Source organism: Bacillus sp. FJAT-27231, from assembly GCF_001183975.1.
GTDB lineage: Bacteria > Bacillota > Bacilli > Bacillales > Domibacillaceae > Pseudobacillus > Pseudobacillus wudalianchiensis.
Genome location: NZ_LFZU01000001.1, coordinates 469679 through 482882, shown reverse-complemented (window position 1 = coordinate 482882; position 13204 = coordinate 469679). Strand labels below are relative to the sequence as shown.

The 13204-nt window shown below is 42.7% G+C and carries 10 protein-coding genes and 1 riboswitch; of the genes, 2 read left to right on the top strand and 8 right to left on the bottom strand.

The features are described from left to right. Positions 1-47: 47 nt before the first annotated feature. Both AC623_RS02270 and AC623_RS02265 read right to left on the bottom strand, forming a co-directional pair. Positions 48-560, bottom strand: coding sequence for a 1,2-dihydroxy-3-keto-5-methylthiopentene dioxygenase (locus AC623_RS02270; RefSeq protein WP_049660149.1), 513 nt, complete (start codon positions 558-560; stop codon positions 48-50). Between the two features lie 67 nt (positions 561-627). Further along, positions 628-1290 carry a 2-hydroxy-3-keto-5-methylthiopentenyl-1-phosphate phosphatase gene (locus tag AC623_RS02265; RefSeq protein ID WP_049660147.1) on the bottom strand — a complete coding sequence of 221 codons (663 nt, stop codon included), beginning with the start codon at positions 1288-1290 and terminating at the stop codon, positions 628-630. A 91-nt stretch (positions 1291-1381) separates the two neighbouring features. Further along, positions 1382-1486: riboswitch (SAM riboswitch) on the bottom strand. Between the two features lie 279 nt (positions 1487-1765). Between AC623_RS02265 and AC623_RS02260 the strand changes: the two genes are divergently transcribed. After that, positions 1766-3823 carry a molybdopterin-containing oxidoreductase family protein gene (locus tag AC623_RS02260; protein ID WP_049660145.1) on the top strand — a complete coding sequence of 686 codons (2058 nt, stop codon included), beginning with the start codon at positions 1766-1768 and terminating at the stop codon, positions 3821-3823. 283 nt (positions 3824-4106) lie between these two features. On the opposite strand, the gene AC623_RS02255 is transcribed toward AC623_RS02260, so the two are convergent. Continuing rightward, a complete protein-coding gene (locus AC623_RS02255) occupies positions 4107-5801 on the bottom strand; it encodes a methyl-accepting chemotaxis protein (protein WP_049660142.1) in 1695 nt (564 codons plus the stop codon). A gap of 437 nt (positions 5802-6238) precedes the next feature. Here AC623_RS02255 and AC623_RS02250 point away from each other — a divergent pair, with 437 nt between their 5' ends. Beyond that, the gene (locus AC623_RS02250; protein ID WP_049660139.1) at positions 6239-7495 is read left to right on the top strand and encodes a YeeE/YedE family protein; all 1257 of its coding nucleotides are present in this window, start codon (positions 6239-6241) and stop codon (positions 7493-7495) included. A gap of 50 nt (positions 7496-7545) precedes the next feature. Here the strand turns inward: AC623_RS02250 and AC623_RS02245 are convergent, their stop codons facing one another. From AC623_RS02245 to AC623_RS02225, 5 genes are all read right to left on the bottom strand, one after another. Next, complete coding sequence (locus tag AC623_RS02245) at positions 7546-9105, bottom strand: bifunctional ADP-dependent NAD(P)H-hydrate dehydratase/NAD(P)H-hydrate epimerase (protein WP_049660137.1); 1560 nt, start codon at positions 9103-9105, stop codon at positions 7546-7548. A gap of 118 nt (positions 9106-9223) precedes the next feature. Beyond that, complete coding sequence (locus AC623_RS02240) at positions 9224-10078, bottom strand: STAS domain-containing protein (protein ID WP_049660135.1); 855 nt, start codon at positions 10076-10078, stop codon at positions 9224-9226. A gap of 191 nt (positions 10079-10269) precedes the next feature. Beyond that, entirely contained in the window at positions 10270-10770 is a 501-nt protein-coding gene (locus tag AC623_RS02235) for a PTS sugar transporter subunit IIA (protein ID WP_049660131.1), read from the bottom strand. Positions 10771-10798: 28 nt separating this feature from the next. After that, a complete protein-coding gene (locus AC623_RS02230; RefSeq protein WP_049660129.1) occupies positions 10799-12238 on the bottom strand; it encodes a glycoside hydrolase family 32 protein in 1440 nt (479 codons plus the stop codon). Beyond that, the gene (locus AC623_RS02225; protein WP_197090934.1) at positions 12235-13197 is read right to left on the bottom strand and encodes a carbohydrate kinase family protein; all 963 of its coding nucleotides are present in this window, start codon (positions 13195-13197) and stop codon (positions 12235-12237) included. Before AC623_RS02225 ends, AC623_RS02230 begins: the two co-directional genes overlap by 4 nt. Positions 13198-13204: the final 7 nt, after the last annotated feature.

Here is a 13204-nt window from a genome sequence, read left to right as displayed (position 1 = left end):
TGCCCTCCTCTGTCATTCTGTAACTTCATTCATTCCAAAACTCTCTTTTAGTAAACTGGCACCCAGCCTTCTTCTGTTACGAAAATACGGACAGCAACTACTTTACGGTCATCAGATAATGTAAAGTAATGGCGGACACTTTCAGGAACCGAAATAAGATCTCCAGGATTTAAATGAACCTCAAAGAATCGGCCGTCCTTTCCTTGGATAACAAAAACGCCGTGTCCGCTTGCAATAAATCGGACTTCATCATCTGTATGATGATGCTCACGCTGGAAGTTTTTCAATAACTCTTCCAAGTTTGGAGTGTGATCTGCTAAGGAAATCACGTCCCAAGCTTTATATCCGCGTCTCTCGGCAATATCTTTAATTTCCGTTTCAAAAGCAGCTAAAATCTCTTGCTTTTCTTCATCATTCAACACATACTTTTCTTGCAAATGAGCGGGTAATTTAGAAATATCCCAATGCTCGTAAATGACATCTTGCTTGTCCAAAAAGGCAATCACTTCTTCTTGATTGTCGATCACTTCATTTGTTCCTTGAATTTTAATAGTTGTCATCATAATTCCCCCTTCATTATTCCTAACATTCCGAATTTATTCACTGCTATATAGAAAGTATAACTGCTTATTTAAGATTTAAGTTTTCTAAAATATTGATACAATCATAAAATGTTTCAAAGGGCTGAAAAGGAATAGAAAGCTCTTCGCACTTTTCCGCCAAGTAATCTCTTGCAATCACTGAATCTGCAATCTTCGCTGCCTGAAAGTCAGTCACAGAATCACCGATTACAATAGTATAGTGATCAGCATTCGCTGTATTACGAATGATAGCCGGCTTGCAACAGCCACAATTTTGATTCGGACATTCCTGATCACACTCATGCGGCCAGCGAATATGAATATGCTCTCCACTGAAATCTGCTTCATTGCAATATAACCCTGTAATTTCACTAAATGGTTCAAGCATTGGCTTTACAAAAAAATCAATGCCTCCGCTGACGATATAAAGAGGAATGCCTTGTTTTTTTGTATACTGTACAAATTCGCCAAACCCTTCTCTGATTTCTGCTGTCTCTAAAACAAAGTCAATGATCTCTTGTCGAAGAGAAGATGGAAGAAGGGCAAACATATTCCCGACGCCTTCCTGAATACTGATAGATTGAGATAGCACACCATCTTTCCACTTCTCCCACTCAGGAGGAGCAAACCGTTTCATAATACTAATGATGTTGTCTTTCTTCGTCACCGTACCATCAAAGTCACAAAATATAACCGGTTTCTTCAAGATGCCCTCACTTCTTTCTTTTTACTCTATAATCCCATTCCGTAAATAAACACAAAAAACCTCTCCAATAAGAAGAGGTTTTGGTAAACACAACTTCTTATCTTTCAGCATGAACTGCTGTAAGAATTAGCACCGTGCTAAAAGTAAGCCGGTTGCCGGGCTTCATAGGGCTCATCCCTCCGCCTGCTCTTGATAAGAGTTTATTTATTATTTTTTATATTCATATAACTTCACTAGGATTATGACACGTTCTCGAAGGGGTGTCAATCATTTTTTAATAAGAGAAGGCTTGAATCTTTTGCGGCAAGCAGATTCTTTGCAGTACCACTAGTGCTTGGGAGACTGCTAAACTCAACTACTGAAGACTATAACCGATTTTATACATAACCTCAGCCTAAATATTTTTCTGAACGTTCTAAATGTTCCGTTACTATGATATAATCAGAAAAGCAATCTATATGATCGGAGGATACTAAATATGCAATCCTATATCAAGATAGAAAATGGTGTAGTCCCCTCAGTCTGTTCGCTTGATTGTCCGGACCAATGCGGATTGCTCGTACATAAAAAAGATGGAAAAATCACCAAAATTGAAGGCGATCCCGAACATCCCATAACGAAAGGTGCTATTTGCAACAAAGTAAGAAATATGGGTGAACGCATTTATGACGATAAAAGAATAAAAACACCTCTAAAACGAATCGGACAAAAAGGAGAAGGCAGGTTTGTTCCTATTAGCTGGCAGGAGGCGATTGAAACGATTGCCACTCGTTGGAAAAAGCTGATTCATGAGGAAGGAGCCGAGTCCATTCTCCCCTACAGTTTTTATGGAAATATGGGAAAACTCAGTGCGGAAGGAATGGACCGCCGTTTCTTTTATCGGCTCGGTTCTAGCCAGCTTGACCGTACGATCTGTAATATTGCAGGCTCAGTAGGGTTTAGTTACACAATGGGTGGAAGCTATGGAACCGATCCGGAAGAAATGAAAGAAACAAAGCTATTCGTCATTTGGGGCATCAATGCTGTTAGCACAAACATGCATCAAATGATGATTGCACAAAAAGCGCGTAAAAATGGAGCAAAAATCATTGTCATTGACGTGCATAAAAACCAGACAGGACGGATGGCAGATTGGTTCATCCCTGTTCTTCCTGGAACAGATGGCGCCCTTGCACTAGGCATCATGCACATTCTCTATAAGGAAAACCTAGTTAACCGCTCATTTTTACAAGAATACACAGTTGGATACGAAGAGCTTGAAAAGCATGTAGGAGCCTATGATCCACAGACTGTTTCTACGATTACCGGTGTTCCAGCAGAAGATATTTATACGTTAGCGCGGATGTACGGAACGGTTTCTCCATCTATGATCCGGATTGGAAACGGCCTCCAGCACCATGATAACGGCGGGATGATTGTGCGGACGATTGCTTGTCTGCCTGCTTTAACAGGACAATGGCTGCTAAGAGGCGGAGGCGCCGTTAAGTCTAGCTCTGGTTATCTAACATATAATCGAAAAGCGCTACAGCGGCCAGACCTTCTCAAGCAGCCAACACGGGTCATTAATATGAATTTGCTGGGGAAAGCCCTGCTCGAGTTGGAAAAGCCGATTCGTTCACTCTTTATTTACAACACGAATCCGGCAGTGGTGGCGCCAGAGGCCAATAAAGTACGGGATGGATTAGCGCGGGAAGACTTGTTCACGGTCGTTCATGATCTCTTTTTAACCGAAACAGCCATGTTTGCTGACATTGTTTTACCGGCAACCTCTGCTTTTGAAAACACAGACTTTTATACTTCTTCCTGGCACAATTACCTTCATTTGCATGAACCGGTCATCGCGCCTTATGGAGAAAGCAAATCGAATCCCGATGTATTCCGGTTGTTAGCAGAAGCGTTGGGGTTTGACGAACAAGAGTTTAAAGATACGGATGAACAATTAATTGAACAAGCGTTAAGTCATGTATCTAACCCTTACTTCCCTGTTGTGACGTATGAAGAACTTAGAAATAAGCGATTCGTAAAAGCAAAAGATATAGATCAGCGACTGAAAAACTTACCAACACCGAGCGGTAAAATCGAATTATACTCTAAAAAAATGGAAGCAGACGGCCATCCGGCTCTTCCTACGCATAAGCCGTTAGTGCAGGAATCCGATCTTCCTTTTCTCTTTGTACCGGCACCAAATCATAACTTCTTGAACTCTACGTTTTCTAATAACGAGAAACATATAAAGCTTGAAAAAACGCCTAAGTTGTTTATGAATCAACAGAATGCAGATCGTTTAGGAATCGAAGACGGCACAGTTGTCCGTGTGTGGAATCACCGTGGAGAATGTGAGTTAACCGTTTCTACAGGTGACCAAGTTTTACCTGGCGTTGTCGTAAGCCAAGGTCTCTGGTCAGATGCTCTCGGTAAGAAACATCTCGTCAATGCTTTGACCCCTGATCGAGTAGCTGATATGGGCGGGGGAGCTGTATTTTTCTCAGGCCGGGTAAACGTCGAAGCAGCAAATAAAGAGAAAACTGTTCAATAACATTTTTCTCTTGCTGTTTTATAAAGGCGTATTTTTGGTCATTTGCGGACTATTTGCCGCATTTGTATCGATTCCATTCCCTCGGTGGCACTGGCCCGCTATATTTTTTGCATTGCTCGTGTCTATTCTCATGTATGTGCAGGAGGGCTCATAGGCAGTCTATGTTTTATCACTCTATACCATTTTATTAAAAAAGCGATTGAAGAAAAACTGATTCTATATTACATAGTCTTTAACACTTAAAGCGGGCAGCTTTTCTGCTGCCCGCTTGTACTTGTCTTGTTTAAACTTTAAACTGACCGACTAACCCATTCATCTCTTCTGCTAATGCTGCGAGCTGTTTCGAGCTGGCTGCGACTTCTTCCATCGTGGCGCTGGACTGTTGGGCAGAAGCCGCTGTTTCTTCTACCCCTGCAGCTGACTCTTCTGCAACCGAAGCGATTTCTTCAACGGAGCCATTCATTTCCTGCGCACTTGCTGCTATATCTGACAAGTTAGCAGAGACCGTTTGAATGTTGCTCACCATCTCTGTTACGGCAGAACTAATTTTATTAAGCATTTCGCCAGTCGTTTTGATTTGGGCAGTTCCTTGCTCAACCTCTGTATAACCCATTTTTAACGATTCCGCTACAATGCTGGATTCACTTTGTATATTTGATACGAAGCCTGTAATGTCATTGACTGAAACACCGACTTCCTCCGCAAGCTTTCTTACTTCATCTGCTACGACAGCAAACCCTTTACCATGCTCGCCCGCCCTCGCCGCTTCAATCGCTGCATTTAAAGCAAGAAGATTCGTTTGGTTAGCGATATCCTTAATAACAGACACTAATTTTGAAATTTCTTGAGACTGCTGATCGAGACTTTCCATTTTTTCAACGGCATCTCGTACAATCCGATCAATTTTAGCCATTTGAGTCGTAGAGGAATTCATTAATTCATTGCCCTCATTCGTCATGTTTAACACATCAACGGAGTAAGTTTCGATATGTTCTCCATTTTCATTGGCTTCTTCCACTTTTCCGGAAAAAGTCTCCATAATAGAGGCTAAATTCCCCGCACTGTTCGCTTGGGTCTCTGCTCCGGAAGCGAGCTCTTCCATTGTCGCCGCAACTTGCTCAGCTCCGACCTTCACTTCATTAGAGGCTTGTGTTAACTCCTCACTTTGGCTTGTGACGGTTTCAGAAACAACGTTGATTTGTCTTAGCAAATTTCTCATATTATGAGTCATCTCATTGGTCGCCTGTACAAGCTGGCCTACTTCATCCTTTGTATTAGCGGTCAGCGGTTCAAGGCTTAAATCGCCGCCAGCAATAGCCTTCATTCGCTCCATCACCTTCTTCAATGGAGTAGAAATCAGATTGGCAGTAACAAGAGCGATGACTCCACTAAACACAGCAGCTAAAAGGGATATAATCGTGATAACCGTCATTGTCTTTTTGCCGCTGGCGATTATTTGCTGACCCATCTTATTAATGGAGTCTTTTTCGTTACTAGCTAGTTTTTGATAGCCGTCCATTAATTCGCGAACTTGATTTTCTGAATTGATAAGATTTTGACGGGCTATGTCTTTATTACCTTTATCATACTCGTCGAATACGTTCGCTGAAACAAATTGCCGCCACTCAACCGTACTCTTAATTAGACGGTCAAACTCTTCCGAAGCGCCAAGCTCTCTAACAATTGCTTCGTTACGTTTCCCTTCTTCTGTGTATTCATTAAAACGATCTATGTACACGTCGTTGCCAGTCAGCACATAAGCTCTAGCTGTCGCAATTCTGTTAGCCATTGTAGTGGCCATCTGATCGTTCGCAGTGAGCTGTTGAAGCTCTTGGTTCACCATGGACGTAACATTTTGATTAATGGTTTTCATTACCATATAGTTATAAAGCCCCAGTAAAACAACAAGAAAAATGACTGCTGAAAATCCAGCTATCATTTTGCCTTTTATGCTCTTAAAACGAAATAATCTACTCATTTTTTACCCCTCTATTATTTATATATATTGCCTTGCTTGCTGATCAGTGCTTAGATAACCTCCCAAACACTCTATAACGAATATATTCTCTTTTGTCTTTATTAGACTACCTCCTGCCGTTTTAATAGCTTTTCATTTGCTCGCATGAGAGACAATTCTCTACCCACTTTCTTTTATAATCTCTTTTCTCAGTAAGCATGTATTCTTATCCTGATCTCCAAATGTTATATCGGCTTTAATTAGAATAATTATAATTATTTATTGAAGTTTAAATATTCAAACTCTTGCAAATGAATGTTTTTACAAATTAAAAAACTAGCTGTCTTTCATTAATTCAGGAAGCAATAGTCTATGCACTTTATTTACTTTTCTCTAGAAAAGAGTTATGATATATATTGTTAATCCCAACTATTTAAATAGGATAAGAGGTGGAATGAATGACACAGACAACTTTGACTACGCCGCCGAATTGGGATCATAAATCAACGACGGTCGTTACCCGGCTGAATCCGATGCAAAAACCATTAGCGTCAGCTGGGATTGTTATAGCACTTATTCTTCTTGCTGTGATTGTAAACGTGACAACCTGGACACAAGGAGTATTATTTATCATTGGCCTTGCTCTTGGTGTTACGTTATTATACGCACGATTTGGGTTTACTTCTGCTTTCCGCCGGCTCATGTCGGTGGGGAATGTCCAAGGATTGCAGGCTCATATGATTATGCTTGCCGTGGCTTCTATCCTGTTTGCAATTATACTCGGAACAGGCTTTAGCTTTACAGGAATAACTCCTGCTGGCTATGTATCGCCAGTAGGCACAAGCTTGATTTTCGGTGCCTTTATCTTCGGGGTTGGTATGCAGCTTGGAAATGGCTGTGCTTCCGGAACGCTGTATCAAGTAGGCGGCGGGGCTTCATCCATGATTTTAACCCTTCTCGCTTTTATTACGGGATCGGTTCTCGGGGCTTACCATTTTACTTTTTGGATGGAGGATACGCCGTCATTGCCGCCGATTTCCTTAGCAGAATCAACGGGTCTCGGTTATTTTGGAGCGCTAGTTGTGCAATTAATTTTATTTGCGGCGATTTATTGGATTACGGTACAAATTGCGAAAAAGAAAAACCCGCCAATGATGAAGCCGCTGCCGACGACCACTGGTTGGAAAAAAGTGATTCGCGGCTCTTGGCCGTTAATTACCGCTGCCATCGTTTTAGCTTTATTAAATGCCTTAACGTTAACCGTTAGAGGGAACCCATGGGGCATTACTTCTGCTTTTGCGCTTTGGGGTGGAAAAGCCCTGATGGCGATGGGAGCAGATGTATCCAGCTGGGGATTCTTCTCAGGCCCTAACGGTGAAGCACTGAAACAAACTGTTCTGGCCGATTCTACAAGTGTCATGAATTTCGGCATTATTTTAGGCGCTTTTATTTCGGCTTCCTTCCAAGGGACGTTTAAACCGAAGAAAATTCAACCGAAAGTGGCCGCTGCCGCTATTGTCGGCGGATTGTTAATGGGCTACGGCGCACGTCTTGCCTTTGGCTGTAACATTGGTGCCTACTTTGGCGGTATCGCTTCCTTCAGTCTTCATGGCTGGGTTTGGGCAGTTATGGCGATGCTTGGCACATATGCTGCTTTGTTTATTCGTCCGCTTTTCGGATTAAAAAATCCAAAATCGTCTGATACGTTCTGTTAACTATAAAGAAGGGTGCGTTAAAGAAAAAACTTTAGCGCACCCTTCTTGTTTTATAAGCCCCGCTCGTATTCTCTAAGCAGCCCGCGTATTCCATCCATGATATCAAACGGCATAACTCCGTAATGGGACAATACTTTCGCCCTTTCCTCACCAGCTCTCGCATGCAAATAGCTTGCTGAAATGAGGGCATCTGAAGGAGGCGCTCCCTGGGCAAGGAAAGAAGCAATAAGCCCTGTCAGCACATCACCGCTGCCCCCTTTCCCAAGCGCACTGTTGCCATATGGATTGACATAAACTTCTCCATCCGGTGCAGCAATAATAGAGCGGTGGCCTTTTAATAACAAATAGAGCTGATGCTCCCGGGCAAACCAGCGAGCGATGCCTATACGGTCGGCCTCTACCTCTTTGACGCTCATATTTAATAAACTAGCCATTTCACCGGGATGAGGAGTAAAAATAACATCCCCTTCATATTGCCTTACTAGATCCAATTGATTTCTAATTAAATACAAACCGTCAGCGTCTATGACGACCGGCTGCCCGTGCAGCGACGCCATCCATTCTTTCATCCATTTCTCACCGTCGGGAAACCGGCTCATGCCAGGCCCAACCGCTATGCTGTCGAATTCATGAAGACGCGGTACCAGTTCACTAATAGCCTGTTCTGCAAAGTGGCCATCCTTCTCCGGTAATGGTAAAAATAATACTTCTGGATGCTGAGCCGCCATCATGGAATAGATACTCTCCGGGACAGCCAGCGTCACTAACCCTGTCCCGCTATGTAAAGCTGATGCAGCAGAAAAAACAGGAGCACCCACGTATTGGCGAGATCCCCCTACGACTAGAACATGACCGAACGTTCCCTTATGACCATTCGGAGGACGCAACGGTATAGAAGCTTTAACAAAGGCTTCAGTTATCAGCTTTGGCAGCGAAAGCCCCAGAGTCTTCGCCGCTGAAGATGGAACAGAAATATCAACCGCCTTCCACTCACCAATGTACGTTGGACCATCTTGCAGGAAAAAACCCTTTTTCGGAAAGACAAAGCTGATTGTCTTTGAAGCTTGTACAGCTGCTCCTTCTGCTTTTCCAGTGTCGCTATTTAAACCTGACGGAATATCAACAGAAAAAATCTCTTTCTTTCCTGCCTGTTCATTAACTAGCGAAATGACTTGATGAAAAGGCTCTCTTAGCGGCCCATCTACTCCTGTTCCTAACAGAGCGTCTACAATGATGTCCGCTTCGTTTAAGTGACTTTGAAGTTCTGGTAATGACTGCTCATGCAAATAAAAAACAGGCAACTTGCGGTTCGTGTAAACATGGAAATGAACCTTTGCATCACCCTTCAACCGCTCAGGATCCACCACTAAACAGAGAAGAACCGTTACCCCCGTGTCAAACAGCCTCCGGGCAATGACAAACCCATCTCCACCATTATTTCCTCCACCAGCTAGTACAATGACTTTCGGCTGTTTGCAAGTCGAAACGTTCAAAACTTCTTCGACCACTTTTGCTCCAGCGTTTTCCATTAACACGACACCGGGCAGCCCAATGGTTTCTATCGTATACTGGTCCATTTGCTGCATATCTCTTTGCCCTGCTATTAGCATACACGCCCTCCTTATTCACCCAAAAACTTGGCCCTTCTCAAGATAGGTTTTCAGCTGCTTCTGTTGATCGCTCCGAACTCATTGTTTATGCTGACCAATCTTTTATTCGTTTCATCCTTCACTCATCGAGTTCTTTAAGAGAGTGTTTTCCTAGTATTTGCTGCAAGGAGCTAAAAGAGTCGATGCCGGAAAAATCGATTCCCAATTGCACAGCCGTTTGGGCAATTTCTGGACGGATTCCAGTCATAGTTGACTGGATACCTAATAATTTCAACACTTGGATAATTTGGAAGATCTGATGAGCCACCATCGTATCAATGATCGACACACCCGATAGATCAATAAATAAATGAGCAATGCCAGCGTCTACACACTTTTTAGGAATTCGCTCTAATATATTTTTAGCGCGCAATGTATCAATATCACCAACTAAAGGCAATATTCCTGTAGAAGCCGTAATCGGAATAACGGGAGAACCTAGCTCTTCGATCAAACTTTGCTGAGCTGAAAGCCTGCTCATCATGAGATCAAAATACTTTTCAGAGAACAGAATGTTCAGCCCGTCAAATGCCGAGTGAATAACATTCCCCCATCTTAAAATATCTTCATATGTCACTTCATTTCTATTTTGCTCTACAAATTTCTCCACAAAACCCCAATACGCTCTTCTCCCCGAATTGAGCGCAACCTGCACTTCGTGAATCGGCGTATTGCTCGATACTCTGCTCTCAGCTACTTCCCGAGCCCATTTCTCTTTTTGTCGCGTAAAGTTTTCCTTGTCTTCGAGAAGAATGCTCGCCACCGTGTGATTCGTTAAGCGATTTTGCTGCCGAAGCAACTGTTCTACAGATGGATCGGCATCCGCTGAGTAAACAGATCCTGCCTTCTCGTCTCTCATTGCCAGCCAGGCATCTGTAATGGCATTTGAATTATCTACTAAATAATGATAAAGCTGATCATCAATCTTGCTCATTCGCCTTCCACCTCTATGACTGCATTTTAGTCCAAATCAATGCGTTCGTTTTCTTTCCTTTATAAATCATATCATTTTTTCGAACGATAACTCCAATAATCAAAATACATGTTACTCCAACACAACAAAAAAACAACCGCCATTTGTCAGCAGTTGCTTTTAAAATCTTCTTTTTATAGACCTTTTATCCCTTAAGAGGAAGTGACGATCATTATTTCACTTTGACCGCTCACTACTTCATCGGACTCTTTCTTTTCAATATCTTGTATGTTATCACTATTGGTAATAACAACAGGAGTAATAGCACTTTTTGCTTTTAACTTCACTAACTCTAGATCAAACGTCACTAATTTGTCGCCAGGCGCTACTTCCTCCCCTTCTGCTACATGAAGTGTAAATCCTTCCCCATTCATTATTACCGTATCAAGCCCAATATGGACTAATAGCTCTGCGTCGTTTTCCGCTTTAAGCCCAATGGCATGCTTGGTTGGGAATACTAACACTACCTCTCCCTTTATCGGTGATACAATGGTTCCTTCAGATGGTTCGATCGCTACGCCATCCCCCATCATTTTTTGCGCAAAAACGGGGTCCTGTACTTCTTCAAGAGGAATAAACCGACCGCTTACAGGAGCATACACACTAATCGTCTCTGAGGCGGCCTCTTTCTTGCCAAATAACTTCTTAAACATCTCCACCCCTCCATCTTTTAATCATGATTTAATTTCCCAGCTTCCATTTCTGAATAAAAAGATTGGCTCGTCCATTTGTTTTAAAAACAATAGATCGTTCTTCTGGATCCGCAAAAAATCTAGCTGTAAATACTTCTTGTCCTCCGTTTATAAAAACCTCTAGCGAACTTGTATCGAGAAAAATATGCACATCTTCTAATCGCAGCAACTCACAAGACCGGCTTTCAACCGCTCCGTCTTTATAGGATTTTCTCGTTAATGTAAACAGCTTTTTGATCGGACAAAAAAGGAGAGTGACATTGCCACGAATCTCGATTTCTATCTTTTCTCCACCCAAGTTATCAAATTGTACCTTGATCTCGCTAGCCTCTTCACATATCCCATCCCATGTCTTTCCGTTCACTCCTAAAGAAACACGGCCATGAAATGTCTCTTTTCTCCGCAGCTTCATTAATTCTGCAACAGGCTTTTGCAAAAGCTTTGTTCCTTCCAAAACTAATTCACGCGGAATCGTTAACGCATGAACCCAGCCTTTTTTAATCGTTGGCTGGAAGGATTCCTGTTCATCCGTTATCCCCATCCAGCCAATCATAATGCGTCTTCCCTTTTCATCTTTAAATGTCTGGGCGGCATAAAAATCGAACCCGTGATCAAGCTCCCAAAACTCTCCATGAGTAAATTCGATCGTTCCTTCCTTCCATTCTCCGATGAAATAACCAGATTGAAACAGATTTTGATAACGATAGCCATCCGGCTTTAATCCTTGGGGAGAGACTAGTAAAATATCTTTGTCATCCAGTTGAAAGAAATCCGGGCACTCCCACATATATCCGAAATGACCTAAACCGTTCATGCAGCTCCCTGCAATAGGACCTTTATAGTGCCATTTTTTCAAATCTAATGAAGAAAAAAGCACGACCACTCCTTCTTCTTTAACCGTTTGTGCACCTACGACCATGTACCAGCTGCCATTTGTTTTCCACACCTTCGGGTCACGAAAATGAGCCGTAAAACCGGCAGGCAGCAAAATAACCGGCCCTTCTTTCTCGAAATGAATCCCATTATCCGAAACAGCTATACATTGATATGTTTCCCGCTGTTCTCCCTTTTTCACATTCCCTGTATAAAACAATAGTAACTTTCCCGCTTCTTCAATCGCACTGCCTGAGTAACAGCCGTTTTTGTCATACCATTCAGTTGGCATCAGAGCTGGAGGCTGTTCTTCCCAGTGCACTAGATCGCCAGAAGAATAATGACCCCAACATTTTGGACCGTGCGATGTGGCAAATGGATTCCATTGGTAGAAAACATGATATTTTCCTTTGTATTGAATCAGCCCGTTTGGATCATTTAACAATCCTACTGGCGGCATCAAATGAAAAAGAAGGCGATGCGGGTCTTTCTTTCGATTTTCCTCGTTTTCTTTTACTTTTGCAGCAACTTGGTGAAGCCATTCTTGTTGATTCATTCTATACTCCTGTTCTCTCCGATTATTTTCTGAACATCAGGCAGTACAGGCAGCGCCGTCATGGCCCCTTTTTGCGAGGCAGCCAGCCCTCCTGAGACAGAAGCAAAGCGAGCCATCTCAGCTGCTTCTTCAAGTGTGAGAAAAGAAAGTTCCTCTGTCCGCTCGTTCAGACAATATAGCAAGGCGGATACGAAGGCATCTCCAGCTCCAGTCGTATCAATGGCTTTCACTCTTAAAGCTTCCACTTCCACAAAACCGCCTTTCGTAAAGACGATGCTTCCCTGTGCTCCTTTCGTTAAACAGACGAGCGAAAGGTTATATTCTTTGATCCATTGTTCAATGACTTCTGTCTTCGTGTCCCCGGATAAAAACAATAATTCTTCCTCGGACAGCTTTAACACATCTACTTTCGGCAGTATGGCTAAGACCGTATGTCTAAGAAGCTCTTCATCTTTCCAAAGAGTTAGACGCACATTCGGATCGAATGAAATAATCATTCCATGCTTTTTGGCGTAAAACAGCGCTTTCTCTGTAGCCGTTCTCACCGGTTCTCTTAAAAGCGAAATCGTACCAAAGTGAAAGATTTTATGATCCATAAATAGGTCTTCTTTTATCTCGGCTTCTTCTAAAAAGAAATCGGCACTGTCCTTTATATAAAAGCTGAAGCTGCGCTCTCCGTCTTCCTCCAATGCGACGAACACAAGGCCCGTGCGATAGGATTCTGTCAAAATGAGAGATGAAACACTTACTCCATACTCCTGCAATGTTTCTTTCAAAAAAGTCCCCAGCACATCTTTCCCTAGCTTCCCAATGAAAGCGGAAGTCATCCCTAAACGGGCAGCGCCCACCGCCACATTGGCAGGAGCACCGCCAGGGCTCTTTATATACGTCTTATTTTCAGCATCCATTGGAATAAAGTCGATCAAAGCCTCGCCAAGCGTCATAAGTCCAGTTTTCATACGCACC

Bases quoted from the DNA above. Each gene is read 5' to 3' on its own strand.
- AC623_RS02250 (WP_049660139.1), top strand. From the start codon at position 6,239: ATGACACAGACAACTTTGACTACGCCGCCGAATTGGGATCATAAATCA.
- AC623_RS02245 (WP_049660137.1), bottom strand. From the start codon at position 9,105: ATGCTAATAGCAGGGCAAAGAGATATGCAGCAAATGGACCAGTATACG.
- AC623_RS02255 (WP_049660142.1), bottom strand. From the start codon at position 5,801: ATGAGTAGATTATTTCGTTTTAAGAGCATAAAAGGCAAAATGATAGCT.
- AC623_RS02225 (WP_197090934.1), bottom strand. From the start codon at position 13,197: ATGAAAACTGGACTTATGACGCTTGGCGAGGCTTTGATCGACTTTATT.
- AC623_RS02260 (WP_049660145.1), top strand. From the start codon at position 1,766: ATGCAATCCTATATCAAGATAGAAAATGGTGTAGTCCCCTCAGTCTGT.
- AC623_RS02230 (WP_049660129.1), bottom strand. From the start codon at position 12,238: ATGAATCAACAAGAATGGCTTCACCAAGTTGCTGCAAAAGTAAAAGAA.
- AC623_RS02240 (WP_049660135.1), bottom strand. From the start codon at position 10,078: ATGAGCAAGATTGATGATCAGCTTTATCATTATTTAGTAGATAATTCA.
- AC623_RS02270 (WP_049660149.1), bottom strand. From the start codon at position 560: ATGACAACTATTAAAATTCAAGGAACAAATGAAGTGATCGACAATCAA.
- AC623_RS02235 (WP_049660131.1), bottom strand. From the start codon at position 10,770: ATGTTTAAGAAGTTATTTGGCAAGAAAGAGGCCGCCTCAGAGACGATT.